Annotated in this window: 19 protein-coding genes and 2 pseudogenes; 9 read left to right on the plus strand and 12 right to left on the minus strand. The window is 62.9% G+C overall.

Annotation, left to right across the window (positions count from 1 at the left end; translation table 11 throughout):
• Positions 1–24 precede the first annotated feature (24 nt).
• A complete protein-coding gene (locus G3N58_RS07035) occupies positions 25–960 on the plus strand; it encodes an FAD-binding protein (protein ID WP_167048534.1) in 936 nt (311 codons plus the stop codon).
• Between the two features lie 523 nt (positions 961–1,483).
• On the opposite strand, the gene G3N58_RS07040 is transcribed toward G3N58_RS07035, so the two are convergent.
• The 3 genes from G3N58_RS07040 to G3N58_RS07050 all read right to left on the minus strand — a co-directional run bounded on the left by G3N58_RS07040 (position 1,484) and on the right by G3N58_RS07050 (position 4,446).
• Positions 1,484–2,860 carry an aldehyde dehydrogenase family protein gene (locus G3N58_RS07040; RefSeq protein ID WP_167283392.1) on the minus strand — a complete coding sequence of 459 codons (1,377 nt, stop codon included), beginning with the start codon at positions 2,858–2,860 and terminating at the stop codon, positions 1,484–1,486.
• Between the two features lie 33 nt (positions 2,861–2,893).
• On the minus strand, positions 2,894–3,307 hold the full coding sequence (locus G3N58_RS07045; RefSeq protein ID WP_167048538.1) for a GFA family protein: 414 nt from the start codon (positions 3,305–3,307) through the stop codon (positions 2,894–2,896).
• Between the two features lie 86 nt (positions 3,308–3,393).
• Complete coding sequence (locus G3N58_RS07050) at positions 3,394–4,446, minus strand: LacI family DNA-binding transcriptional regulator (RefSeq protein WP_205193278.1); 1,053 nt, start codon at positions 4,444–4,446, stop codon at positions 3,394–3,396.
• 317 nt (positions 4,447–4,763) lie between these two features.
• Here G3N58_RS07050 and G3N58_RS34055 point away from each other — a divergent pair.
• Positions 4,764–4,901 (plus strand): annotated as a pseudogene (locus G3N58_RS34055) (DUF6402 family protein); the annotation flags it as partial.
• A 277-nt stretch (positions 4,902–5,178) separates the two neighbouring features.
• Here G3N58_RS34055 and G3N58_RS07055 read toward each other — a convergent pair.
• From G3N58_RS07055 to G3N58_RS07075, 5 genes are read right to left on the minus strand one after another with little or no spacing between them, the layout of a single operon-like run.
• Positions 5,179–6,729 carry an efflux transporter outer membrane subunit gene (locus G3N58_RS07055; RefSeq protein ID WP_240159269.1) on the minus strand — a complete coding sequence of 517 codons (1,551 nt, stop codon included), beginning with the start codon at positions 6,727–6,729 and terminating at the stop codon, positions 5,179–5,181.
• Between the two features lie 12 nt (positions 6,730–6,741).
• A complete protein-coding gene (locus tag G3N58_RS07060) occupies positions 6,742–7,893 on the minus strand; it encodes an ABC transporter permease (protein ID WP_167048542.1) in 1,152 nt (383 codons plus the stop codon).
• Positions 7,890–8,867 carry an ABC transporter ATP-binding protein gene (locus tag G3N58_RS07065; RefSeq protein ID WP_205998838.1) on the minus strand — a complete coding sequence of 326 codons (978 nt, stop codon included), beginning with the start codon at positions 8,865–8,867 and terminating at the stop codon, positions 7,890–7,892. Before G3N58_RS07065 ends, G3N58_RS07060 begins: the two co-directional genes overlap by 4 nt.
• Positions 8,864–9,829, minus strand: a complete 966-nt coding sequence (locus G3N58_RS07070) for an HlyD family efflux transporter periplasmic adaptor subunit (protein WP_167048546.1) — start codon at positions 9,827–9,829, stop codon at positions 8,864–8,866. The genes G3N58_RS07065 and G3N58_RS07070 overlap by 4 nt, the downstream gene beginning before the upstream one ends.
• Positions 9,826–10,497, minus strand: a complete 672-nt coding sequence (locus G3N58_RS07075; protein ID WP_167048548.1) for a TetR/AcrR family transcriptional regulator — start codon at positions 10,495–10,497, stop codon at positions 9,826–9,828. Before G3N58_RS07075 ends, G3N58_RS07070 begins: the two co-directional genes overlap by 4 nt.
• Positions 10,498–10,805: 308 nt before the next feature.
• Between G3N58_RS07075 and G3N58_RS34060 the strand changes: the two are divergent.
• Positions 10,806–10,943: pseudogene (locus G3N58_RS34060) on the plus strand (transcriptional regulator); the annotation flags it as partial.
• A gap of 1,205 nt (positions 10,944–12,148) precedes the next feature.
• Here the strand turns inward: G3N58_RS34060 and G3N58_RS07085 are convergent.
• Together G3N58_RS07085 and G3N58_RS07090 are read right to left on the minus strand one after the other, a co-directional pair.
• Positions 12,149–12,436 carry a hypothetical protein gene (locus G3N58_RS07085; RefSeq protein WP_205998839.1) on the minus strand — a complete coding sequence of 96 codons (288 nt, stop codon included), beginning with the start codon at positions 12,434–12,436 and terminating at the stop codon, positions 12,149–12,151.
• A gap of 440 nt (positions 12,437–12,876) precedes the next feature.
• Positions 12,877–13,794: a LysR family transcriptional regulator gene (locus tag G3N58_RS07090; RefSeq protein WP_167048552.1), complete on the minus strand. Its 918-nt coding sequence runs from the start codon at positions 13,792–13,794 to the stop codon at positions 12,877–12,879.
• Between the two features lie 117 nt (positions 13,795–13,911).
• On the opposite strand from G3N58_RS07090, the gene G3N58_RS07095 reads away from it, so the two are divergent.
• From G3N58_RS07095 to G3N58_RS07110, 4 genes are all read left to right on the plus strand, one after another.
• A complete protein-coding gene (locus G3N58_RS07095) occupies positions 13,912–14,586 on the plus strand; it encodes a hypothetical protein (protein ID WP_167048554.1) in 675 nt (224 codons plus the stop codon).
• 71 nt (positions 14,587–14,657) lie between these two features.
• A complete protein-coding gene (locus G3N58_RS07100) occupies positions 14,658–16,049 on the plus strand; it encodes an MFS transporter (protein ID WP_167048556.1) in 1,392 nt (463 codons plus the stop codon).
• Positions 16,050–16,103: 54 nt separating this feature from the next.
• Positions 16,104–17,003 (plus strand): NAD(P)-dependent oxidoreductase, encoded by a 900-nt coding sequence (locus tag G3N58_RS07105; protein WP_167048558.1) that lies wholly within the window; start codon positions 16,104–16,106, stop codon positions 17,001–17,003.
• 28 nt (positions 17,004–17,031) lie between these two features.
• Positions 17,032–17,835: a sugar phosphate isomerase/epimerase family protein gene (locus tag G3N58_RS07110; RefSeq protein WP_167048560.1), complete on the plus strand. Its 804-nt coding sequence runs from the start codon at positions 17,032–17,034 to the stop codon at positions 17,833–17,835.
• Positions 17,836–17,986: 151 nt separating this feature from the next.
• On the opposite strand, the gene G3N58_RS07115 is transcribed toward G3N58_RS07110, so the two are convergent.
• Positions 17,987–18,901, minus strand: a complete 915-nt coding sequence (locus G3N58_RS07115) for an NAD(P)-dependent oxidoreductase (RefSeq protein WP_167283394.1) — start codon at positions 18,899–18,901, stop codon at positions 17,987–17,989.
• A gap of 191 nt (positions 18,902–19,092) precedes the next feature.
• Positions 19,093–19,827 (minus strand): FadR/GntR family transcriptional regulator, encoded by a 735-nt coding sequence (locus G3N58_RS07120; RefSeq protein WP_167048564.1) that lies wholly within the window; start codon positions 19,825–19,827, stop codon positions 19,093–19,095.
• A gap of 115 nt (positions 19,828–19,942) precedes the next feature.
• On the opposite strand from G3N58_RS07120, the gene G3N58_RS07125 reads away from it, so the two are divergent.
• Together G3N58_RS07125 and G3N58_RS07130 are read left to right on the plus strand one after the other, a co-directional pair.
• Positions 19,943–21,076, plus strand: coding sequence for a mandelate racemase/muconate lactonizing enzyme family protein (locus G3N58_RS07125; protein ID WP_167048566.1), 1,134 nt, complete (start codon positions 19,943–19,945; stop codon positions 21,074–21,076).
• A gap of 116 nt (positions 21,077–21,192) precedes the next feature.
• A complete protein-coding gene (locus G3N58_RS07130; RefSeq protein WP_167048568.1) occupies positions 21,193–22,443 on the plus strand; it encodes an MFS transporter in 1,251 nt (416 codons plus the stop codon).
• Positions 22,444–22,529 lie beyond the last annotated feature (86 nt).

The raw sequence follows: 22,529 nt of genomic DNA on the forward strand, positions 1-22,529 counted from the left end.
CCGCAGGTGGTGGAGAAAGGGGATATGACGATTCTGGTGATTGCCGAACACGACGGCAGGCAACTGAAGGCCGCAACATTCAATACGGTCGCCGCGGCCCAGAAGATCGGCGGCGAGATACACGTACTGATTGCAGGCCACAATGCCCAGGCGACGGCTGATGCGGCAGCGAAAATCGCGGGCGTCAGCAAGGTGCTGCTCGCCGACGCGCCACAACTCGCTGAAGGTCTCGCGGAAAACGTCGCGGCGACCGTGCTGAACATCGCGAAGGATTACTCGTACATCCTGGCGCCGGCAACGGCCTACGGCAAGAACGTCGTACCGCGTATCGCGGCGAAGCTGGACGTGGCGCAGATTTCAGACATCACAGCGGTCGATTCGGCCGACACATTCGAGCGCCCGATTTACGCTGGCAACGCGATCGCGACGGTGCAGTCGAGTGATCCGATCAAGGTCATCACGGTGCGCGCGACGGGTTTCGACCCCGTTGCGGCAGAAGGCGGTAGCGCATCGATCGACCGGGTCGAAGCGGCAGCGGACGCTGGCGTGTCGCAATTCGTGAGCCGTGAAGTGACGAAGCTGGACCGTCCGGAACTGACGGCAGCAAACATCGTCGTGTCGGGCGGCCGAGGCCTCGGCAGCGGCGAGCACTACACGAAGGTGCTGGAGCCGCTTGCCGATAAGCTGGGTGCTGCTTTGGGTGCCTCGCGAGCCGCCGTTGACGCGGGGTACGTTCCGAATGATTTTCAGGTCGGACAAACCGGCAAGATTGTCGCGCCGCAACTGTACATCGCGGTTGGCATTTCCGGCGCGATCCAGCATCTGGCAGGCATGAAGGATTCGAAGGTCATCGTGGCCATCAACAAGGACCCCGAAGCGCCGATCTTCAGTGTCGCCGACTACGGTCTCGTGGGCGACCTGTTCACAATCGTTCCGGAGCTTGTCGACGCGCTCGGGTAAAGCGGTGTCCATCGCTATCGAGCGTATTTGATTCTTGCAACGTGGCAGCCGGAGGGGCTCGTGAATGCAATGACTGGCTTTGAGATGCGCCGGCTGGCCGCGGCAGCTTCCGCGAATCAGGAAGATGCCTGTCTGTGGAGAACATTTTCACAACTGTACGAGGAACGGCGTATTCGCTGGTGTAACTCGCCGCAAGGATGGCTCGTATCGATCGATCACCGCCACCTCGCAAGCGAACCAAGTTTCGACGAGGCCATCCGCCGCGCCATCTCCCGACTGCAGTGGGCCGCAAGCCAGGCGCAATCGCCCGTAAGGAAGACACGTCGCGCTGTCGAAGGGAGTCCGTCATCGTCGCGCAGCTCTTCAGGCCGATAGTCTGCACGCCTGAACCGGCATGCTCGGGCGAGAACATGATCGAAGCGCCTGCATTGCGCAAGCGCTTCATGCTTTGAAATTGTGCGCCCGCCGGAACAGCTTTGGCCGCCAGCGGGCGCGCACAGGGCGATCGCCACAGGTACCGCGCTCAGGCGATCTCCGTGACCTTGATCAGCTTGTGATTGAGAAATTCGCCGATACCAAGTTCCGAAAGCTCGCGCCCAAAGCCGGAATTCTTGGTGCCGCCAAAGGGCGTTTCCGGTGCATCCATGAAGCAGGTGTTGATGTACACCATGCCGGAATCGAGCTGTGCCGCGACCTTTTGAGCATGCGCGGTGTCGGCGTCGAAAACATAGCCGCTCAGACCAAATCGCGTGGCGTTGGCGAGCTTGATGGCCTCTTCCTCGCTATCGACGACATAGAAGGACAGGACCGGACCAAATGCTTCCTGGTCGAACAGCGGATTCTCGGGCGAGATGTTCGTCATGATCGTCGGCTCCAGGAAAAAGCCGGGCCGCTCGACGCGCTTGCCGCCGAACACGACTTCCGCGCCCGCTGCCTTCGCATCGGCGATCTGCTGCAACAGCGTTGCCAGTGCGCGTTCGCTGACGAGCGGGCCGATATCGGTTGCCGCGTCGGTCGGATCGCCTACCCTGATCGCGGAGAATCGTTCTTTCAAGGCGGTCAGCATCTGTTCGCCGCGCTCCTTGCCGACCACGATGACGCGCTTGATGTTCACGCAACCCTGGCCTGAATTGAAGGTGCGGCCCATCACGACCTGCTCGATCGCGTGTTCGAGCGGCGCGCCCGGCAGGATCAGAGCGGGGTCGCTGCTGCCCAGTTCGAGGATCGTCTTCTTGACGTTGCGCCCGGCGCGTTCACCGACCGACATGCCGGCGCGCTCGCTACCGGTGAGCGCCACGCCGCGCACACGGAAGTCGTCGATGAGGTCCGCTATCTGCTCGACGCTGCAGAAGAGGTTGGTGTATGCGCCGAGCGGAGCGCCGGCTTCCTCGAACAGCCGCGCAAACGCAAGCGCGCACTGCGGCACGTTCGGTGCATGCTTCATTAGCACCACGTTTCCTGCGACGAGTTGCGGCCCCGCCACGCGGGCCAACTGATAGAAGGGGAAGTTCCACGGTTCGATCGCGAGGATGACGCCGATCGGCTCGGACACCACCATGGCGCCAGGCGCGTCGGGCAAAGTCCGCGTGGCGAGGAAGCGTTCGCCGTTCCTGGCGTAATAGTCGAGGATATCGGCGGCGAGATCGACTTCCATATAGCCGAAGCGCGTCACCTTGCCCATTTCGAGCGTCAGATAGCGCTGATATTCGTCGCGCTTTTCACGCAGGATCCGGGCGGCGCGGCCCACGATCCGTGCCCGCTCGGCGACTGGCCGCTTGCGCCAGTCGTCATGGAAGCACGCGTTCGCCGTTGCCAGCGCCGCGAAGACTTCCTCGTTCGAGAGAAACGGAAATTCCGGACCGGCTTCGCCGGTTGTCGGGTTGATTGTCTGAAAGCTCATGATTTCGATTCCTTTCCTTTTCCGGAGTCCTTGTTACTGGGCAGGTGGGCTCTGCTCGAAGCGGGCCGCACCCGTGAGCGGCGTGAACCAAGGCGCCGCATGGTCGGTATAAATCTCGACCTGTGGCCGAGCCGTTTCCATATGTTCGAGCGTGCCGGCTTTTACGATGGCGATGCCGGGCAGGTTCTCCGCTTTCGTCATGATCGGAGAACCGCACGTCGGGCAGAAATGACGGTGGAGCGACAAGCCGCTATCGCCGCGATCGACGAAGAAGCGAGTCTCGCCGTGCAGTTCGAAGTCGCTCTCCTGCATCAGCAGGTTGACCGAAAACGCACTGCCGCTCTGCTTCTGGCAGTGCGTGCAATGGCATATCACGGTTGTTTGCGGCTGGCCTTTGAGCGCGTAGCGTACGGCTCCACACAGGCAGCCACCTTGCTGGTCTTTCACGATTTCCTCCTTATAGGCCAAATGATCGAAAACGATTTCGTCAAAATACGGCCGAGATGACCCATATCAAGGGCGCTACGATGAGTTCAGGTTCTGGCGGCCGCTTTTCGAACCGGTTCCTGCTGCCCGCCGTGAGAGGACCGCAGTATCATCTCGGGCGACCAGACCTCCTGCAGGTCTTCGGCCGGACGTCCCGCCATGTGCGCGAGGAGCAGTTCGACCATCCTGCGTCCCGCGTCGAGAGCGGGAGCGGAAAACGTCGTCAGAGGCGGATTCAGATAGGGGCCGAGCGGATGGTTGTCGCAGCCGATCACCGCGACGTCGGTGCCCGCACGTTTGCCGACTTCGGCAATCGCCTGCATGGCGCCGGCCGCGATCAGATCGTGGCCGCACATGATCGCCGTCGGCGGATGCTTCATGGCGAGAAGCTGCCGCGCTCCGTTCAGGCCGCCGCTCTCGCCGAAGTCGGCTTCGATCACCAGGCCGGCTTCGTAGGGCAGCCCCGCGGCGCTTAGCGCGGCCCGGTAGCCTTGCCGCAGATGGTGGCTCATCATCAGATAGCCTGGCGTATTCAATAGCCCGATGCGTCGATGGCCGAGGCCGATAAAGCGTGCGGTGCCGTTCCTGCCGGCCACGGTCCTGTCGATGTCGACATAGGGAAAGGGCGCGCCTGTCTCGCTTCTGCCCAGCGTCACGAACGGCACTTTCTGTTCCTCGAGGTAGCGTATGCGGGGATCGGTGCGCCGTGTCCGACCGAACATCACCGCATCGACGCGATGCTTTTCGACAAGACGGCGGAAGCTGTCAATCTCCGTCTCCACGGTCCGCCCGGTGACGATGACGAGCTGGAACGGCGAATTCTCCAGGCCCTGATCGATGCCCGTCAGCAGATCGAGAAAGAGCGGATGCGCGAGGCCGCTTTGCTGAGGCGACAGGATAAAGCCGATGGTTTCGGACGTCTTGGTGCGTAGCCGCCTTCCGCTCGGGTCGGGGAGAAATCCGAGGTCTTGCGCCGTGGCCCGCACCCGGCGTTTGGTTGCGTCGCTCACGTCCGGGCGGTCGTTGAGAGCCTTGGAGACCGTGGACACCGACAGCCCCAGTTGCTGGGCCAGTCCGACGATGTTGATGCGCTGTGTCATGGCTGCCTTACCGAATCCGTGATCTGACGTTCAAGATGATCGGATTATAATCGAAATCGTTTTCGGACGTTTGTCGGTGGGGTCGTGGGGTGAGTTATGGTTGCCGCGGGCAGTTCATCGAGGGATAAGACACGCGGAAGAACCGGCATTAGCACGGCAATTTTGAGATGTACTGTACGGCGGTCGTGCTAAAAGGGCCATTCCATAGACCCTTTCTGAAACTGCATGAGCGCACAAAAATTATCCGTCTATACGCCGAGCGATGGGGAATGGCGGGAACAACCTAGAGACATCGCGTATGTGAAGACCCCCGCGAAGGGGGATCGCAATGGCCCGTCCACAATAGCGATTTCCGGCGTTGGCAGGACGCACGCAACGCGGGCGGCGATAGGGTTCTATTCTCCGATTACCGGGTTGTGAAAATCAATCCGATCAAGTTCGGGGTGCCGAAATGAGGATACTTTCGCGAGTGCGTCGCATCGGTGTCGCTGTCGTCGTGGTAATCGTCGGGTTCAATATCGTCCAATACATTGTCGACGCGCACGCAGGTACAACAGCATCCGAATGTAACAGCGTGATTTCACAAAGTGGCTTATATCGCGCCGAATCGTGCGTCACTGGCGGGAACGGGGACAATCGACATCCCGCCCAACTGGCGTGATCGGCTGCGCGCCATCCTGCCTTGACTTATACCTGTCCACGCCGTGCCAGCGCTTCAACATGCCTGACGCACTAAGGCCGAGCCCCGAGCGCCTGATACAGCGCCGCAGTATCGGCATAACGCTGCGCGGCGATTTTCGTGCGATCGAGTCCGGTCTGCAATTCCTGCCGCTGCGTATCGAGCAGCGTCAATTGACTGATGCCACCCGCCGCATAGCGTTCGCCGGCGATGCCCGCGCTGCGTTGCGCGCTGCGATGCGCATCGTCGAGCGCCTGCAATGCGAGCGCGTCCTGATCGAGCGCGCGCAGCGCATCGGCAACCTGCTGCAGTCCTTGCAGGACGGTTTGCCTGTACACGGCAAGCGCCGCTTGCAAGGCCGCTTCCGAGGAACGCTTGCGCGCCAGCAATTCGCCGCTATGAAAAAGCGGCTGCGTGAGACCCGCGCCGAAATTCCACACGTTGAAGCCCGTCAGCAGATCGGACACGCTCACACGTTCCGTCGCCGCGCTGCCCGATAACGTGATGCGTGGATACATATTGGCGGTCGCGACACCGACGTTCGCGCTGGCCTGATGCAGCAGTGCCTCGGACGCACGGATATCGGGCCGCTGCTGCGCGAGCGTCGAAGGCAACGTTAGCGGCAGATCGGTGGGCAGCACGAGCGTATCGAGATCGAGCGCGGCGAGGTCGTGCGTGGCTGCCAGTTCCGCTGGTGCGCGTCCCAGATAGATCGCGAGTTGATGGTCGGTCTGCGCGAGTTGCGTGCGCAAGGGCGGCAACGTCGCACGGGTCTGCTGCACGAGCGTGCGCTGGCTCAGCAGATCGACCTCGGAGATGCCGCCCGCGTGATAGCGGCGCTCGGCGATATCGAGTTGCTGCATTTGTACCGCGAGCAGCGCTTCGGTGAGCGCAATCTGCCGTGCGAGCGACGCGCGCCGGATCGCCGCCGTCACGACATTGCCCGCGACCGTCAAACGCGCGGCCTCGAGTTCGTATTGCTGATAGTCGACCTGCGCGGCCACGGCTTCGAGCGCGCGTCGATTCGCGCCGAACAGATCGAGCGTGTACGACACCGTAACCTGCGCGCTGTACAGCGTGAACGGCGCAAACGACCGGCCCTGCGTCAGTGCGCCGAAGCCGAGTGCCTCAGGATCGATTTTCTCGCGCGTGGCCGACAGGTTCGCATCGACTTGCGGCCACAGCGTGCCGCCTGCCTGCGCGCGATAGTCCTGCTGCGCTTCGTCGAGTTTCGCGCGGGCTTGCGCGAGTGTGGGGCTGTCGTCGAGCGCCTGCTGCACGAGGGCGTCGAGTGTCGGCGAACCGAAGGCGCGCCACCAGCCGTCGCCGGGCAGATCGGCCGGCACGAAGTGCTGCGCGCCGCCGCCGGGGCCGTCGGATGCAACCGTGCTTGCCGCAAGCGGTGCGGCGGTATAGCTCGATACGGCGGTGACGTCGGGGTGATGAAAATCCGGGCCAACCGTACACGCGCACAATGCCGCGCTCGCGGCGAACACGGCAAGCCGGCGTGCGTCGAAACGGCAAGCCGCGACCTTAACAATCACAGCACGAAAGGCGGTAGCGGCAGAAGCGATGAGAGCAGTGGCGGCGGAAGCGGAACACATGGCGGGCCATCCTCAATCGAGCGTACGCCGGTAGAACTTCACGGCAATACCCATCACGACGCACAGAAAGATCAGCAGCGGCCATACGTGCGGCCACATGTCGGCCCAGCCGACGCCCTTAAGCAGAATGCCGCGCACGAGCCGGTTGAAGTAGGTGAGCGGCAGCAGGTTGCCGATGATTTGCGCCCACTTCGGCATGCCCGCGAACGGGAACATGAAACCCGACAGCAGGATGTTGGGCAGGAAATAGAACATCGTCAGTTGCATGGCCTGCAACTGGTTTTGCGCGAGCGACGACAGCGTAATGCCGATCGTCAGATTGGCCGCGACGAACAGCAGTGCCGACAGATACAGCGCGATCAGACTGCCCTCGAACGGCACGCCGAATACGAAGCGCGCCGCCGCGAGAATGATGCTCACTTGGATCAGCCCGATCGCCACGTAAGGTACGATCTTGCCCGTCATCACTTCGAGCGGCAGCACCGGCGTGGCGAGCAGATTTTCCATCGTACCGCGCTCGCGTTCGCGCGTGATCGCGAGGCCCGTCATCATGACCATCGTCATTGTCAGGATCACACCCATCAGGCCGGGCACGACGTTGTATTGCGTGACGCTTTCGGGGTTGTAGAGCCGGTGCAACTGCACGTCGAATGCGGCGGGGCCGACCGCGAGCGCCGACAACGGACCCGTGAGGTCCTTCTGCAACACGGATTGCGCAATCGACGGCAGCGCACCGAGCGCGGTGCCGACTGCCGTCGGGTCCGTCGCGTCGGCCTCGACGAGCAGCGAGGGATGCGCACCCTTGGCGAGATCGCGCGTGAAGCCGACGGGGATGTTCAGCACGAACAGCACCTTGCCTTGCGCGAGCGCGCGGCGGCCAGACTCTTCATCGGGCAGCGTCGAGACGATGTCGAAGTAGTCGGAGTTGCGCATCGCCATGACGAAGCTGCGTGTGAACTCGCTGTGATCGGCGGCGATCACGGCGGTGGGCAGATGCTTCGGGTCGGTGTTGATCGCGAAGCCGAACAACGTCATCTGCATGATCGGCAGGCCGATGATCATCGCAAACGTGATGCGGTCGCGCTTCAGTTGCAGAAACTCCTTGCGCACGATGCTCCACCAGCGTGTCAGAGAAAAGCGTGGAAAGCGGCGGGCGGCGTTCACGATGCTTGACCCGTAGAAGGCGTTGCGTAGTTGTCGGTCGAGCGGTTCATCATGAAGATGAAGACGTCTTCCAGGCCCGTTGGCTGTCTTTCGATTCGCAGCGTCGTATTCGAGCGGGCCAACTGTTCGAGCGTCGCATGCAGCTCGGGCGTATCTGGGCCGCTCACGTGCAGCGACGAACCGAACGCGACCGTCTGTTCGACGCCGGGCGAGCGGCGCAGTTGTTCGCCGAGTTCGACGAGATTCTGGCCGTACACGGCCCATGTCGCGAGCCCCTGCGAATCGATGACCTCTTGCGACGTGCCTCGCGCGAGCAGCTTGCCGTATGCGATGTAGGCGAGCTTATGGCAGCGCTCCGCTTCGTCCATATAGTGCGTGCTGACGAGCACCGAGATGCCGCTTGCGGCCAGGCGATGCAATTCTTCCCAGAAGTCGCGGCGCGCGCTCGGGTCGACGCCCGCGGTCGGCTCGTCGAGCAGCAGCAGTTCCGGCTCGTGCAGCATGCACGCGGCCAGCGCGAGGCGCTGCTTCCAGCCGCCCGACAGCGCACCGGCCAACTGTTTGGCGCGGCTCGCGAGGCCGAGCTGTTCGAGCGCGCGATCCACTGCGTCGCGGCGGTTCTTCATCTCGTACATACGCGCGACGAAGTCGAGATTTTCGCGGATCGTCAGATCGTCCCAGTAGGAGAAGCGCTGCGTCATATAGCCGGCGCGCCGCTTGATCTGCGCGCTCTCGCGCACGATGTCGTAGCCGAGACAGGTGCCGCTGCCGGAGTCGGGCGTGAGCAGGCCGCACATCATGCGGATGCAGGTGGTTTTGCCGCTGCCGTTCGGACCGAGAAAGCCGAAAATCTCGCCGCGCTGCACGCGCAGCGAGACATCGTTGACGACGTGCTTCGCGCCGAAATGCTTGTTCAGCCTGTGCACGTCGATGGCATAGGCGGGGTCGGCCGTGTTGCCGGCGGTTGCGTTCATTGCAGCGTCACCGTGACGGGTTGGCCGGGCCGCAGTTTCGGCGCATCGGCGGTCTGGGGTTGGGCTTCGACCATGAACACGAGCTTCGAGCGGCTTTCGTTGCTGTAGATCACGGGCGGCGTGTATTCCGCCTGGTCCGAAATGAAGCTGAGCGTGGCCGGTATATCGGCCGCGCAGCCGTTGCAATGGATCGATACGCGGCGGCCCGGCGCGAGGGAACCGACTACAGCCTCGGGCACGAAAAAGCGCACCTTGACGTTTTCCGGCGGCAGCATGCGCACCACGGGACTGCCAGCCGGCACCCACTCGCCGCTGCGATACATCGTGTCGAAGACGAGGCCGCCGTGCGGCGCGTGGATGCTTTTCTGATCGAGCTTCCATTGGGCCTGGCCGAGTTGGGCCTGGGCCGCGTCGACTTGCGCCTGCTGCGCGCGAATCTGTTCGATCCGTCCCGGCAGACGCGCGACGGCGAGCTGGCTTTGCAACTCGCGTACGTGCGCGGCGCTCGACAGCGCGTTCGCGCGCGAGTCGTCGAGCTGGCTTTGCGCGATGCCGCCCGCGCGTAATTGCTGTTCGTCGCGATGGTACTGGGTCGCGGCGCGCGCGGCGTCCGCCTCGGCCTGCACGAGTTGGGCGCGCGTCACGTCGACTTCGGACGGGCGCTTGCCGGTTCCAAGATCGGCAAGCTGGGCGCGTGCCGCGCGCAATTGTTCGTTGGCCTGTGCAACGGCCTCGGTTTCGTTTTGTGCTTCGAGCGCGAAGAGCGGCGTGTTCTCCGTGACGGTCTGTCCGCGCGAAACCGCGAGCTGGGTCAACTGTCCCGCCTGCGACGATGCAAGATAGAGGTACTCGCCCTCGACATAACCTTGCCAGGTGTTCGCCGGTTGCCGCGAACAGCCTGCACACGCGATGCAGAGTGTCAGCACGACGGCAAGCGACGCTTTGAGCGCGGACGGAGTCATGACGGCTTCCTTTTCGCGTGGGGCGCCGTGGGCGTCGATGCGGGCGTTGGGGTTGCGTTCATCCCGCACGTGAGCAGCGCGACGACATGGCGTTCGAGCGTTGCGCGATCGAACGAGGTGCTCGGGTTCAGGCGCTGCCAGATCTTCGCGGTTGCCTGCGGCAGCATCACAAGGGCAAGCACGGAATTGAACAGCAGCGACGGTTCGAGTTGCGCGTTCAACTGGCCCGACGCGCAGCCGCGTGCGATGTTCTGACCAAACCCCGCGAGCTTCTGCAAGGGGATGTGGACAAACGCGCGCTCGCGCAGCAACCCGCCTTCATTGACGATTTCGCGCAGCCATAGCGAGGGCAACCACGGCATTTTTTCGGTGACGTCGAACATGCGCTTGACGATGCCTTGCGTCAGCGCAAGCGGATCGTCGTGCTCGGGGTCGACCGGTTCCCAGATCGCCGCGAAGGCGGCGACGAGCTTTTCCTCGAACAGTGCGTCGAGCAGCTTTTCGCGCGTCTGGAACCAGTAATGCACCATCGCGGACGTCACGCCGCTCGCCGCCGCGATTTGCGCCACCGTCGTGTTGGCGATGCCGCGCTCGGCAAACAGCCTGACTGCGACATCGAGCAGATGTTCGCGCGCGTCGAAGTCCTGCGGATGAGGACGGCGACCCATGCGGGAGCGGATAGGTTGGGGTAGGCTCACGTCACTAATTGATGAATTAGTTAGTTTTAAGTCATTGATAGTAGGTCGCTTTCGCGGATGTTGAAGGAGGGAAAACCCTAGCGCGTGGGCCGCGTGGTGGCGAGGGCCTGTGTGCCGGGACCACGGTTTGTGGGCAGGACGCGTTGCCGCTTACCTGCTGCATGGCATGCCGCGATTACGTCGCATGTAATTGGCGCGTGCGGAAGCGGCCTCTACACGTCGGCTATCGCACGATCAATCCGGTGGTGCGCACCGTCAAGGAGATGCCATGTTTCGGCGTGCCATGTGACTGGAAGGTGCATCGCGGTTCGACCGTCACGCCCTCGATGCCGGTCATCCCGCTCGGCTTCGTTCGCGCAGGGGAAGTGTTGCGCTATTTCTCGATGGTTTCGACCGTAGGCAGGCCGCAAAATATTGGGTCGGCGCCGCGCGCAGAGAAGCCGCGAGAATCGTGTCGTGGCTGGGCAGGGCGCGCAACGCGGTGGCGAGAGTCGCGTCGGGCGCCGACAGATTGTCGGCCACTTTGTCCGGTGAGGTCTGATCGGACTCGGGCATGTAGATGTCGAGGCCGATCGCGAGCGTCTCTTCATCGATCTCGACGATGGTCACCGGCGGAGCGACGGGATGCGCAGGTGGTGCCGCTTGCCCACTGAAGCTTGATTTGCGGTTGCAAGGCACTTTGATGTTTTTCTGTGATTACGAGCCTCACTGAACGCGTCATCTATCTCCGTGGATATTCGCGTTTCGCACACAAATTTCGCTACTCTTTTTTTCTTGACCCTGCAAAGAAGATAGTGTTTGTATGTTTTCTCGAAATCGCGGCCCTTCATGATCATCGAGGCGTTGCGCAGGGTTTTCTTCGTATCGCACGCGTTGACTTCGCGATTCAATTGTCGCTGACAAACGGCCACACATTAATTTCGATGACGTTTATGTCAAAGATTTCCACCGTCTCTTCTCAAAGGTGAAATACATGAGTTCAATTAATAAAGCGGGGTCATCCAGCCATAGTCCAGGCGGCATAGCCGCGAATACTGAGCAAACACACGAGACTCGGAATCAAGGTCAAGCTCCTACAATCAGGCGCCAGGAGAGCCAAGGGGTCATCATAGGGAGACTGCAGAGTCTTCGCCGCATGGGAAGCGGACTATTGAGATCTAATCGTCAACCAGGAGGGGAAGTACCACCTGTTCCACCGTTGCCGCCAGGGTTTGCGGCATCTACCTCGAACCGGAGACACTCCGTTGACTCTGTTTCAGTGACGTCGACGCTCATCGAAGGCCTGAATACGTTGGGGTACGATGAGCAACGGCCATCGCGGGCCTCCGGCGACGGTCAGATAACGGGTCCATCCCGGGAGTCGCGCGTATCCAGAATGGGGCGAGCGATGACGCGGGTTGGCCACACTCCTCCGGAAAAGTTGAATGCGGCGGCACGCGATGAAATCGCCCGCGGGGATGGCGCTAAACTTCGGCAAGCGCTCGCGAATGGAGCCGATCCGACCGCCCAGTCCTCCGAACATAAGAACAATGCTTTCCACTTTCTTGCAAAGAACCCAACTACGGACACGATCCGGATCCTGCGGGATTGGGGACTCACAAACCCAGACCGGAAGCCCCTGCTAGGCGACGCGCTGCGGGCCCTGAATTCGAAAGGCCGATCTCCGCTTCACGTCATGCAATTCAACATTGGCCGAGCGCACGAAGCTAATGATGGAAAAAGCGCGCGGCTTCTCACGGAAGCGTTTAACCAGCTTTCGCCTTATGCCGGAAGCCTTGAGAACCTTGTCGATGGTGCCGGCAGACATCTGAGCGAAATGCAGGCTCTCGGGCAACAGGCTCAGGTGCAACGCCGACGGGTGGATGAAACGGCCATAAGCAATCTGCAAGATGCCGGTTTTTTGTAACACCCGGTTTTGCTTTTGGCGACAGTAGCCAGGAAGGAGTATGACTAAGCGTCGGCGTGCGGAATGAACCTTGGCGATGCGCCGAAACAGCGGCGCATCGCCCGCAGCATAGTCTCTGCTTCGGGCTTGCGTTTAAAGCGAAGACATTACCCTGCCAGACAATGGGCCGACTGGTGCTACACGTCAAGCTACCATTGCCGACAGTGCTGTCTTCTTCGACATCGATCTTGCTCTCTCAACTCCTTTGTCATCATCGCCTCGCTCAAAATCGGGGCGAAGACTGACGCCGGAGCGTTACGTCATTCCAATCATCCAATAGCCGGAGACTTCGCACCACCAGCGACGCAGGCGGAGCAGCAAGGCAGGCGCGACGGCTGGGATGAACGTGGAGGCAGCGCAACCCGCCGCCGGGACGATATCGATCGGCACACTCGCCATCAAGCCTATAGCCTTCGCAGCGCAAACGGGCCGGCAGCCAGTTGCTGGCGCAGAAACTCGATCGCCACGCGCACCTTTGCCGAAGCCGAAGAACGTGCGGTCGACACGGCCCATACGTCGGCCGGGCGCGAGTAATCGGGAAGGATGCGCACGAGCGCGCCCGACTCGATGCTCTCGGCGACATCCCACTCGGATGCCATGATGATGCCGTGTCCGTCGTGCGCCCATTCGCGCACGATGTCGCTCTGGTTCGACGCCATCGGCCCCGTCACCTTCACGAACTCCGCGCCGTTCGGCCCGTTCAGTTGCCACACGCCGAATGCCTGCTGACGATCGCGAAATGCCAGGCAGTCGTGCTGGACCAGGTCGGGCAGCGATTTGGGCGCTCCGTGCTTCTCGACATAGCTCGGCGAGGCACACAGTACGCGCGTACTCTCGGACACCTTGTGCGGAATGACGGCCGCTTCCTGGACTTCCCCCACGCGGATGTCGAGGTCGAAGTTCTCTCCGACGAGGTCCACGCGCCGATCGACGAGTTCGAGCCAGATTTCGAGTCCGGTATGGCGCTCGCGCAGCATCGAGAGAATCGGCGTGACATGCAGCCGTCCGAGCCGGAGGCTGGTGCTGATCCGCAAGGTGCCGCGCGGTTCGCGCTCGCCGCCGGCGAGCAGGTCGTTCATCTCGACCACTTCCTCGAGAATGCGACGCGCGCGGCTGTAGGCGATATCGCCGTCTTCCGTCACGGCGACGCGCCGCGTCGTGCGATGAAAGAGCTGTACGCCCCACATGGCTTCCAGTGCGGCGATGCGCTTGCTGACGTAGGGCGGCGAGGTGCCGAGTTCGGTCGCCGCCGCAATGAAGCTCCCACGCCGGGCGACCGCGCAAAGCACGCGCAGATCGCGAAGATAAAGTTCATTATTCATCTTCAGGTTATTTATGTGATATCAGATCGATAAATAATAACCGATCAAGTTCATAGTAATGTGTCGCCATACGATCCGGCGCGCATCGTGCGTGGCCGGCAACACAGGAGACACGTCATGGCCGCGGGCCACGCATTCCTTGCCATCTGGCACGACATCGAAACAGGCGAGACGCAGGCGTTCGAGCGCTGGCATACGCGCGAGCATATGCCGGAGCGCATCGGCATTCCGGGCTTTCTTGCCGCGCGCCGCTACGTCAACTGGTCGCTGCCGAAGCATGGCTGCTTCACGCTGTACGACGGCGCGCATATCGAAACCTTCCGCTCGCCGGGCTATCTCGCGCGCCTGAACGATCCGACCGAATGGTCGAAGCGCATGCATCCCGTCTTCCGCAATTTCATTCGCGGCGCCTGCGTGGTGACCGCGGGCATGGGCGATGGGGTGGGCGGCGCGTGCTCGACCTATCGCCTGACGCTCGACGCAAGCCGCCGTGACGACGTCATGCGCGTTTGCGCCGGCGCGCTGTACGACATCGCGGCCATCGACGGTGTGATTAGCGTGCGTCTCGGCTCGAACGTCGCCGACGTGACGAGCGTGCGCACGAAAGAGACCGAGCTGAAAGGCCCCAATCGGGAAGACGTATTCGATGCGGTCGTCATCGTGGAGGGTCTCGGTCTCGACGAACTCGGGGCGGCGCGCGAACGCGTGCTCGCTGCGTTGCGCACGGAAGGACTACTCGATATCGAAGCGGCCGATTACCGGCTTTCGCAATTGCTGTCGCACGCTCGCTGAACTTCGCATGCACACGCTTTTCTGAGCGCAGCTGGTGCTCAGGATTTCAAGCGGAAAAAAGGAGGAGACCCATGTCTAAAGCAACCCCTGCAAGTTTTCGCACTACCGACGATTCCCCGTTGCAGCGGGAAACGATGTCTGTTGTGATCCGCAAGATATCGCCCTTTGTCGGACTGCTGTTTTTCGTGGCGTTCCTGGATCGGGTGAACGTCAGCTTCGCCGCCATCACCATGAAGACCGATCTCGGACTCTCCGACGTCGCGTACGGCACGGGAGCGGGGCTTTTCTTCATCGGTTATTTCCTCGCGGAGATACCGAGCAACATGATGCTGGAGCGCTTCGGCGCGCGTCGCTGGCTGGCGCGCATCATGATCAGCTGGGGCCTGATTTCGGTGGCGATGGCCTTCGTGAATAGCGCCACGTCCTTCTACGTATTGCGCTTTCTTCTCGGGCTCGGCGAGGCGGGCTTCTATCCGGGGCTCATGCTGTACTTCACCTACTGGTTTCCGATGCGCTACCGCGCGCGCGTGGTCGGCTTTCTGATGTTCGCCATTCCGGTGGCGAGCTTCGTCGGCGCACCGCTTTCGACCGGCCTCATGACGCTTCTCGATGGCGCTCACGGCTTGCCGGGCTGGCGCTGGCTTTTCGTCCTCGAAGGATTGCCGGCCGTGATTCTCGGTATCGCGACGATGCGCTATCTCGCGGACAACCCGCTCAAGGCGCGTTGGCTGCGCAACGATCAACGCGCCTGGCTCATCGAGGTGCTGGACGGCGAGCGTGCGCTCGCCAAGGTGCACGCCAAGGGCGGCTGGCTCGCGGCGATTTCGAATCCGAAGGTGCTGTGCGTCGTGCTGATGCTCGCATTGAACGGCCTCGCCACGAATGGCGTGAACTTCTGGCTGCCGCAACTCGTGAAGAGCTTCGGGTTGTCCACCTTCCAGACCGGCCTTGTCGCATCGATTCCTTATGGCTTCGCCGGCATCGCAGTCGTGTTCTGGGGACTGCATTCCGACTTCAAGCGCGAGCGCGTCTGGCATTACGCGATCGCCGGATGGGTCGCGGCCGCGGGTCTCTTTATCGCGGGATACACGCTGAATCAGCCGGTGCTCAACATCGCGGCGCTGACGCTCGCCGTCATCGGCGTCAACGCGACGCAGCCCGCGTTCTGGACCATGACCGGCCTCGTGCTGGCGGGAACCAATGCGGTGGCGGTCGGTTTCGCCTTCGTCAATTCGCTCGGCAATCTGACGGGTTACGTGGGCCCGGTACTGGTCGGCTGGCTCAAGCAGAGCACGGGCAGCTTCGGCACCGCGCTGTTTGTTCTCGGCTGCACGACGGTGCTGATGGGCGCATTGCCGTTCACGCTGCGCCGCTACATCGTCGAGCAGGAGCACGGTAGCGGGACGGTGGCGCATGCCGTTTCCGACAAGGTGCGCGCGGGCGACCCTACCGGACGCGCGTGAGCGTTTCCAGAACGATAGCGAAGGAATAGAGAAGGACAGCGAAGGAGCGACTCCATGAAGGTACTGATTACGGGCGGCGGCGGCTTCCTCGGGGCGTGGATCGTGCGCGCGCTCATCGCGCGCGGCATCGACGTGCGCCTGATGGAATGGCGTGACGATCGAAGCATCGCGACCGCCGTGCTCGGGGCGTCGGCGGCAACGCTCGACTGGCGCGTGGGCGACGTGCGTCGCGCGGAAGACGTGCGCGCCGCGATGCGCGATTGCGATCACGTCATCCATCTGGCGGGACTGCTGACGCCCGCCTGCAAGAGCGATCCGCTGCTGGGCGCGGTGGTCAACGTCATCGGCACGCTGAATGTATTCGAGGCCGCGAGGCAGGCCGGTATTCGCAAGGTACTCTATTCGAGCAGCGGCGGCGTCTACGGACCCGATGATCCCGAGGTGCCTTTTCCGACCACGCACTATGGCGCGTTCAAACTCGCGAACGAGGGATCGGCGCGCGCATATTGGCTCGACCACGGCATCGCGAGCATCGGCTTTCGCCCGTTCGTCATTTACGGCCCCGGTCGCGAGACGGGACTCACGGCGGGCCCGACGCTCGCCTGCCGCGCGGTGGCGCGGGGCGAACCGTATGTCATTCCCTATACGGGACGCTCGGGCCTCGTGTTCGTCGGCGATGTCGCGGCGGCCTACGAGCGTGCGCTACTGCGCAGCTTCGATGGCGCTCACGTGGTTAATCAGCCGGGGCATAGCACCGACATGAGCGACGTGATCGACGAATTGCGTCGCATCGATCCCGCGGCGGACATTCGCGCGGAAGGTCCGCCGATGCCCAGTCTGTCGACGGCGATTGGCGCGACCGGCGAGGACGTGCTCGGCGCGCTGCCTCTGACGCCGGTTCGCGAGGGTCTGCGTCGGACAGTCGAACATTATCGCGTGGCGCTCGTCGCCTGACGATCCAGCTTATCCGGGAGAACATCACATGAAGTTATTGGGCGCGCATACCTTCGGCACTGTATGGACGCATGATGCGGCAGGCGCCATTGCTGCGTTTTCTGAGCTTGGCTTTCGCGATTTCCAGTTGATGGCGATGGCCCCGCATCTGGACCCGTGGACCTGGCAGGCCGCGTTGCCGCCGCTGCAGCGTGCGCTCGATGCGTGCGGCGCACGCGTGATCGCCGTCGATCTGCCGAGCAGCGACATCAATATCGCAAGCTCGACGCCCGCTGCCGTGGAGTTCGCGATGGCGACCTACGAACAGGCGATGTCGCTGGCGCATGCGGTGAACGCGAAGTGGCTCACGATCAACTCGGGCCGCAAGCATATGCTTCTGCCGCCGCCCGACGAGCGTCTTCTTCAGGTGTACTCGCAAGCGCTCGAACGGCTTGCGCATCGCGCGGGCGAGCTCGGCATGCGCATCCTGATCGAGAACATTCCCGGCTGCCTGCTGGATACGGCTGCGGCGCTTGCGCAGTTTCTCGACCGACACGACTTCGGCAATGTGGACGTGCTCTATGACGTCGCCAACGCGGCCGCGATAGGAGAAGACCCCGTGGACGGACTCGCGTTGCTCTCGCCGCGCGTCGCGGTCGTGCATCTTTCGGATGCGGGCAAGGGCAAATGGCAGCATGCGCCGATCGGTTCGGGCGACATCGACTTCGAGGCGATACGCCGGCAACTCGCGGATATGCAATTCGCGGGGGACGTGGTGCTGGAGATTATCAGCGCGCGCCCGATCGAGGACCTGCGCGCTTCTCTCGAGAGGCTGCGCGCGCAAGGCTGGTGATAACGCGCGCGGGGAGAGGCTGAGACCGGCAAGCACGGGCGGCAACCGCAAGGCTGGCCGCTTGGTCTTGCGCGATGCCGGGTCAGGCTCCGGGGGCTGTAAGTGCCGCCGGTGCCGTATGCATCGCGTTATCGGATGGCGCGCGCGGTGCTCAGCTTTGCGGCCCGGACGGCTGGTTTGCCGGCGTGCCGCGGTCGGTACGCTGCTCGATCGCGCGGATGACCGCGATCATGTCCTGTTGCCCGTGGCCGAGTGCTTCGGTTTCGCCATAAAGCGCGTGGCAGAGGTCGAGCAGCGGCGACGCAATACTCGCGTCTCTCGCGGCCTCGGCCACGAGGCGACTGTTCTTCAGCACGTCAGTGATGGCGGCCTGCACCGAAAAGTTCTGCGTGGCCAGCTTGTCCAGCTTCACGCGCGATACGTCGCTGGCCATCGGTCCGGCATTGAGCACATTGGCGAACTGCGCGAGATCGATGCCGTGGCGCTCGGCGAAGTGTGTGGCCTCGGTCAAACCCGTGACCATGGTGATGAGAAACAGATTGACGGCGAGTTTCATCGTCAGGGCCGACGGCACCGCACCGCACACGAAGCTGTCGCGACACAGCGGCTTGACGAGCGCACGCACTGCTTCGACATCGGCGGCGGCGCCTGCGAGCATGACGACGAGCTGGCCCGCTTCGGCGGGCTTGCGCGAGCCCGAAACGGGCGCCTCGACGTAACGGCCGCCCGCCGCCTCGATCTCGGCCGCCAGCGCCTGGGAATATCCGGCCGACGTGGTCCCCATGTTGACGATCGTATGGCCGCCGACGCGCGCGCCGAATGCCGGCGTGCCGCGGCCAAGAACGGCATCGATCGCGGGATCGTTGGCGAGCATGAGGATCACGGTCCGGCACTGCGCGAAGACCTCGCCGGCTTCCTTGACGACTTGCGCACCGGCGTCGCGCAACGTGCCGTAGTGTCCCTGGGAGCGGCTCCAGGCGACGAGCGGCGTGCCGGCCCGCACGAGGTTGAGCGCCATCGGCGTGCCCATGACGCCGAGACCAATGAATCCGACTGCTGTTTGCATAGGACCGCTCCAGGGTGAGGGAGATAACGGGAAGATGCGTGCGCGTCAATACGGCGGCATTTCCAATGCGTGCCCCGCATTGTGAGGCGTATCGGCATTTGCGTCAGCGATTCGCACAACGGCAGGGGCAAGCCGATCAGACCATCACGGCCGCATCGCGCCTCGAGCAGCGGGCAGTGGGCGCAGCGGCGTTACTCGTCGTCCGTTTGCTGCTGCGCGGAGCGCAGCCTGCGCATTTCCGTGTCGTCGAGATGTTCGAGCATTGCGCGGTGCGCGCCGGGCCCGTCACCCGCGAGAATGGCGTCGAGAATCGCCTTGTGAAGCGGCAATGAGATCGCGTGGTTTTCTTCCGCGCGCGAATTGGTCAGATGCAGCGATGCCAGCATCGTCGCGCGGATCGCATGGGCCAGCGGCAACAGGAAGCGGTTGTGCGCGGCGAGCAGGATGGCCGTGTGGAACTCCAGATCGGCTTTGATGAAGCCTTCGGTGTCGTCGGTGTGCGCGCCCGTGGCCATCGCTTCATACGCCGACGCGAGCCGCGTCTTGTCTTCCGGTCCGGAGCGGGTCGCCGCCAGGGCCGCCGCGGACGGCTCGACGAGCCGGCGCATTTCGATCAGATCCACCAGCACTGGTGCGTTTGCGCTGAGCTGGCTGTGCCAGCCGAGCACGGCCGGGTCGAGCTGATGCCAGTTCGGCGGTGCTGTCACCAGCGTGCCGCGTTTCTGGCGCGACTCGATCAGCCCTTTGGCGGCCAGAACCTGCAGCGCTTCGCGCAGCACCGTCCGGCTCACGCCGTACTGCGCCAGCAGGTTCTCTTCTGCCGGCAGCGGACTGTCAGGCTCCAGCTTCCCGGAGACGATTTCGCGCCCAAGCGCATCCACTACCTGTTCGGTGCGCGTTTTGGGCAAGGGACCTTTCAACATCATGGCCTGGGGTTTTCCCGCTTAAAAGGTGAGTGAATTATATAATAATATTTAATACATCGATCTAGGCTTGCCGTACCGAGGCGATGCCAGTCAATCAATTCGCCAAGGAGCCCAGATGAAAATCAGCGCCGTTCGCACCCATGTTCTCGAAGCATCATTATCCCAGCCGTTCGCTTATTCGCGCGCCTGGTACGCCGGCCGCACCGCGATGCTGGTCGAAATCGAAACGGATACCGGGCTGACCGGCTGGGGGGAATGTTATGGACCGGCACGCATGACGTCGGCCGTCGTGCAGGCCATGTCGCGCTGGCTGCTGAACCAGAATCCGCTGCACACGGACCGGTTGTGGCAGCAGATTTACGCCGATTTGCGCGATCACGGCCAGAAGGGGCTCGTGGTCGAAGCGCTCAGCGGCATCGACATTGCGCTGTGGGACATCAAGGGGAAGCACTTCGGCGTGCCGGTCTACGACTTGCTCGGCGGCCCGTTGCGCAATTCGGTGCGGGCGTATGCCACGGGGCTGTATCGGCGCGAAGGCGGCAACCCGCTGGAGTATCTCGCCGAAGAGGCGGCCGGCTATGTCCGCGAGGGATTTCATGCCGTCAAGCTGAAGGTCGGCTTCGGTATCCGTGACGACGTCCTCGCCGCGCACGCCGTGCGCGAGGCCATCGGGCCGGAAGTCGGCCTGATGATCGACGCGAATCATGCGTACGACGCGGTCGCGGCGATCCAGTTGGGCCGCAAGCTCGAACATCTGGATATCGGCTGGTTCGAGGAACCGGTGCCCCCGGAAGACCTCGACGCCTATCGCGAGGTGAAGCGCGCGCTGCCGATTCCGATTGCCGGCGGCGAGTGCGAATTCACCCGCCTCGGTTTTCGCGACGTGTTCGCCTCGCACGCGCTCGATATCGTGCAGCCGGACACGTGTGCCGCGGGCGGTATCAGCGAATGCAAGAAGATCGCCGACATGGCGGCAACCTTCGGCATTCGCTACAACCCGCACGTCTGGGGTACGGGCATCGGCATCGCCGCCTCGCTGCAACTGATGGCGACGCTGCCGACGCATACGCCGACCTCGCTGCAGCCGGTCGAGCCGATTCTCGAACTGGACCAGACCGAGCATCCGATCCGCCAGGCGATTCTCAAGACGCCGCTCGTGCACTCGGGCGGCGGCATGGCTATTCCGGACGGTCCGGGCCTTGGCATCGAGATCGACCGCGACGCGCTCGAAGCATTTCGGGTTCGCTGATTCATTTCCAATCCGCCATTTCCCAGGCATTCCGATGACCTGGCGACCGCTCGCGCCTGCGGTCGGGCAACGCGCACCGGCGCATCAGGCGCTACAACAAGGGAAGGAGAAGCAGCATGCAAACACAGCGACTGGAGCCGTCAGGCGGGAGCGCGGCGGTGCCGGCACCGTGGTGGTCGATTGGCGGCACCTTGATGATCGGGTTGTTCGTCGCTTACCTCGACCGCTCGAATCTGTCGGTCGGCCTGCCGGGCGTGGCGCGGGATCTCGGTTTCGATGGCCCGCAGTTCGCGAAGGTATCCAGTTGGGCGCTGACGGCCTTTCTGATCGGCTATACGATTGCGAACATTCTCGGCGGCCTGTTGACGCGCCGGCGCGATCCGAAGTGGATCATGATCGCCTGCGTGGCGATCTGGTCGGTTGCGACGCTCGTCGTAGGCACGACGGGCTCGATCGCCACGCTGCTCGTTTGCCGCGTCGTGCTGGGCGTGACCGAAGGCATTTACTGGCCGCAGCAATCGCGCTTCGCCAAAGCGTGGTTTAGCCCGGAGCAGCGGACGACCGCCAATAGCCTGATCCAGTATTACGGTCAGTTTCTGGCGCTCGGTCTTGGCTTCATGATCCTGACGCCGTTCTACGATCTGCTGGGCTGGCGCGCGCTGTTTCATATCACGGGTCTGCTTGGACTCCTGATTATCGTGCCGTTGTATCTGTGGCGTTTGCCGCGCAAGGACGCCGCGCCGTTCCCCGAACCCGCGGTTTCGACCGGGAAGAAAGAGCGGTTGACGCTCGCCTCGCTGGGCGGCCCCGCGTTCCTGCTTCTGTTGTTCAGCTACCTGACGCAAGGGGCGCTGTTCTGGGGCATCACGCTGTGGATTCCGCTCGCGGTCAAGACGCTCGGCTTTACCGGCTTCGAACAGGCATTCGCGAGTTCCATCCCTTATCTGTTCGCCGTCGTGCTGGCGATTCCGCTTTCACGCCTGAGCGACAGGACGAAGCGGCGCACCCTGATCGCCGGACTCGGGTTGCTCATTCCTGGCCTGCTCGTCGTGACTCTCCCGTTCGTGGGCGGCGCGATGGCCAAGATGATCCTGATTACGCTTTCGCTGGGGTTTTATGCGAGCGCGTTCTCGCCGAACATCTGGTCGATCGTGCAAAGCACCGTGCACCCGGACGCCGTGGGTCCGGCCGCGGGCATCATCAACGGTATCGGCGCCGGCGGTGGCGGCACCATGGCCGGCTTCGTGGTGGGCATGCTGTATCAGTCGACGGGTTCGTATATTCCCGGCTTCGCGACGTTGGGCGCGTTTGTCGTGCTAGGCGGTATCTCGCTGCTGCTGTTTGGCCGGGTGACCAGGCAGGGGTGAATCTGGTCTTCGCGCGATGGCGTTGCGGTGGCGTTATATCGCGCTGATGTGCGGACGTGTATGCATGCACCATGCGGACGCTCCGC

Source organism: Paraburkholderia sp. Ac-20342 (genome assembly GCF_017104985.1).
In the GTDB taxonomy this organism is placed as follows: Bacteria; Pseudomonadota; Gammaproteobacteria; order Burkholderiales; family Burkholderiaceae; genus Paraburkholderia.

Bases quoted from the DNA above. Each gene is read 5' to 3' on its own strand.
- G3N58_RS07035 (WP_167048534.1), top strand. From the start codon at position 25: ATGACGATTCTGGTGATTGCCGAACACGACGGCAGGCAACTGAAGGCC.
- G3N58_RS07040 (WP_167283392.1), bottom strand. From the start codon at position 2,860: ATGAGCTTTCAGACAATCAACCCGACAACCGGCGAAGCCGGTCCGGAA.
- G3N58_RS07050 (WP_205193278.1), bottom strand. From the start codon at position 4,446: ATGACACAGCGCATCAACATCGTCGGACTGGCCCAGCAACTGGGGCTG.
- G3N58_RS07055 (WP_240159269.1), bottom strand. From the start codon at position 6,729: ATGTGTTCCGCTTCCGCCGCCACTGCTCTCATCGCTTCTGCCGCTACC.
- G3N58_RS07065 (WP_205998838.1), bottom strand. From the start codon at position 8,867: ATGAACGCAACCGCCGGCAACACGGCCGACCCCGCCTATGCCATCGAC.
- G3N58_RS07070 (WP_167048546.1), bottom strand. From the start codon at position 9,829: ATGACTCCGTCCGCGCTCAAAGCGTCGCTTGCCGTCGTGCTGACACTC.
- G3N58_RS07075 (WP_167048548.1), bottom strand. From the start codon at position 10,497: ATGGGTCGCCGTCCTCATCCGCAGGACTTCGACGCGCGCGAACATCTG.
- G3N58_RS07090 (WP_167048552.1), bottom strand. From the start codon at position 13,794: ATGAATAATGAACTTTATCTTCGCGATCTGCGCGTGCTTTGCGCGGTC.
- G3N58_RS07095 (WP_167048554.1), top strand. From the start codon at position 13,912: ATGGCCGCGGGCCACGCATTCCTTGCCATCTGGCACGACATCGAAACA.
- G3N58_RS07100 (WP_167048556.1), top strand. From the start codon at position 14,658: ATGTCTAAAGCAACCCCTGCAAGTTTTCGCACTACCGACGATTCCCCG.
- G3N58_RS07105 (WP_167048558.1), top strand. From the start codon at position 16,104: ATGAAGGTACTGATTACGGGCGGCGGCGGCTTCCTCGGGGCGTGGATC.
- G3N58_RS07110 (WP_167048560.1), top strand. From the start codon at position 17,032: ATGAAGTTATTGGGCGCGCATACCTTCGGCACTGTATGGACGCATGAT.
- G3N58_RS07115 (WP_167283394.1), bottom strand. From the start codon at position 18,901: ATGCAAACAGCAGTCGGATTCATTGGTCTCGGCGTCATGGGCACGCCG.
- G3N58_RS07120 (WP_167048564.1), bottom strand. From the start codon at position 19,827: ATGATGTTGAAAGGTCCCTTGCCCAAAACGCGCACCGAACAGGTAGTG.
- G3N58_RS07125 (WP_167048566.1), top strand. From the start codon at position 19,943: ATGAAAATCAGCGCCGTTCGCACCCATGTTCTCGAAGCATCATTATCC.
- G3N58_RS07130 (WP_167048568.1), top strand. From the start codon at position 21,193: ATGCAAACACAGCGACTGGAGCCGTCAGGCGGGAGCGCGGCGGTGCCG.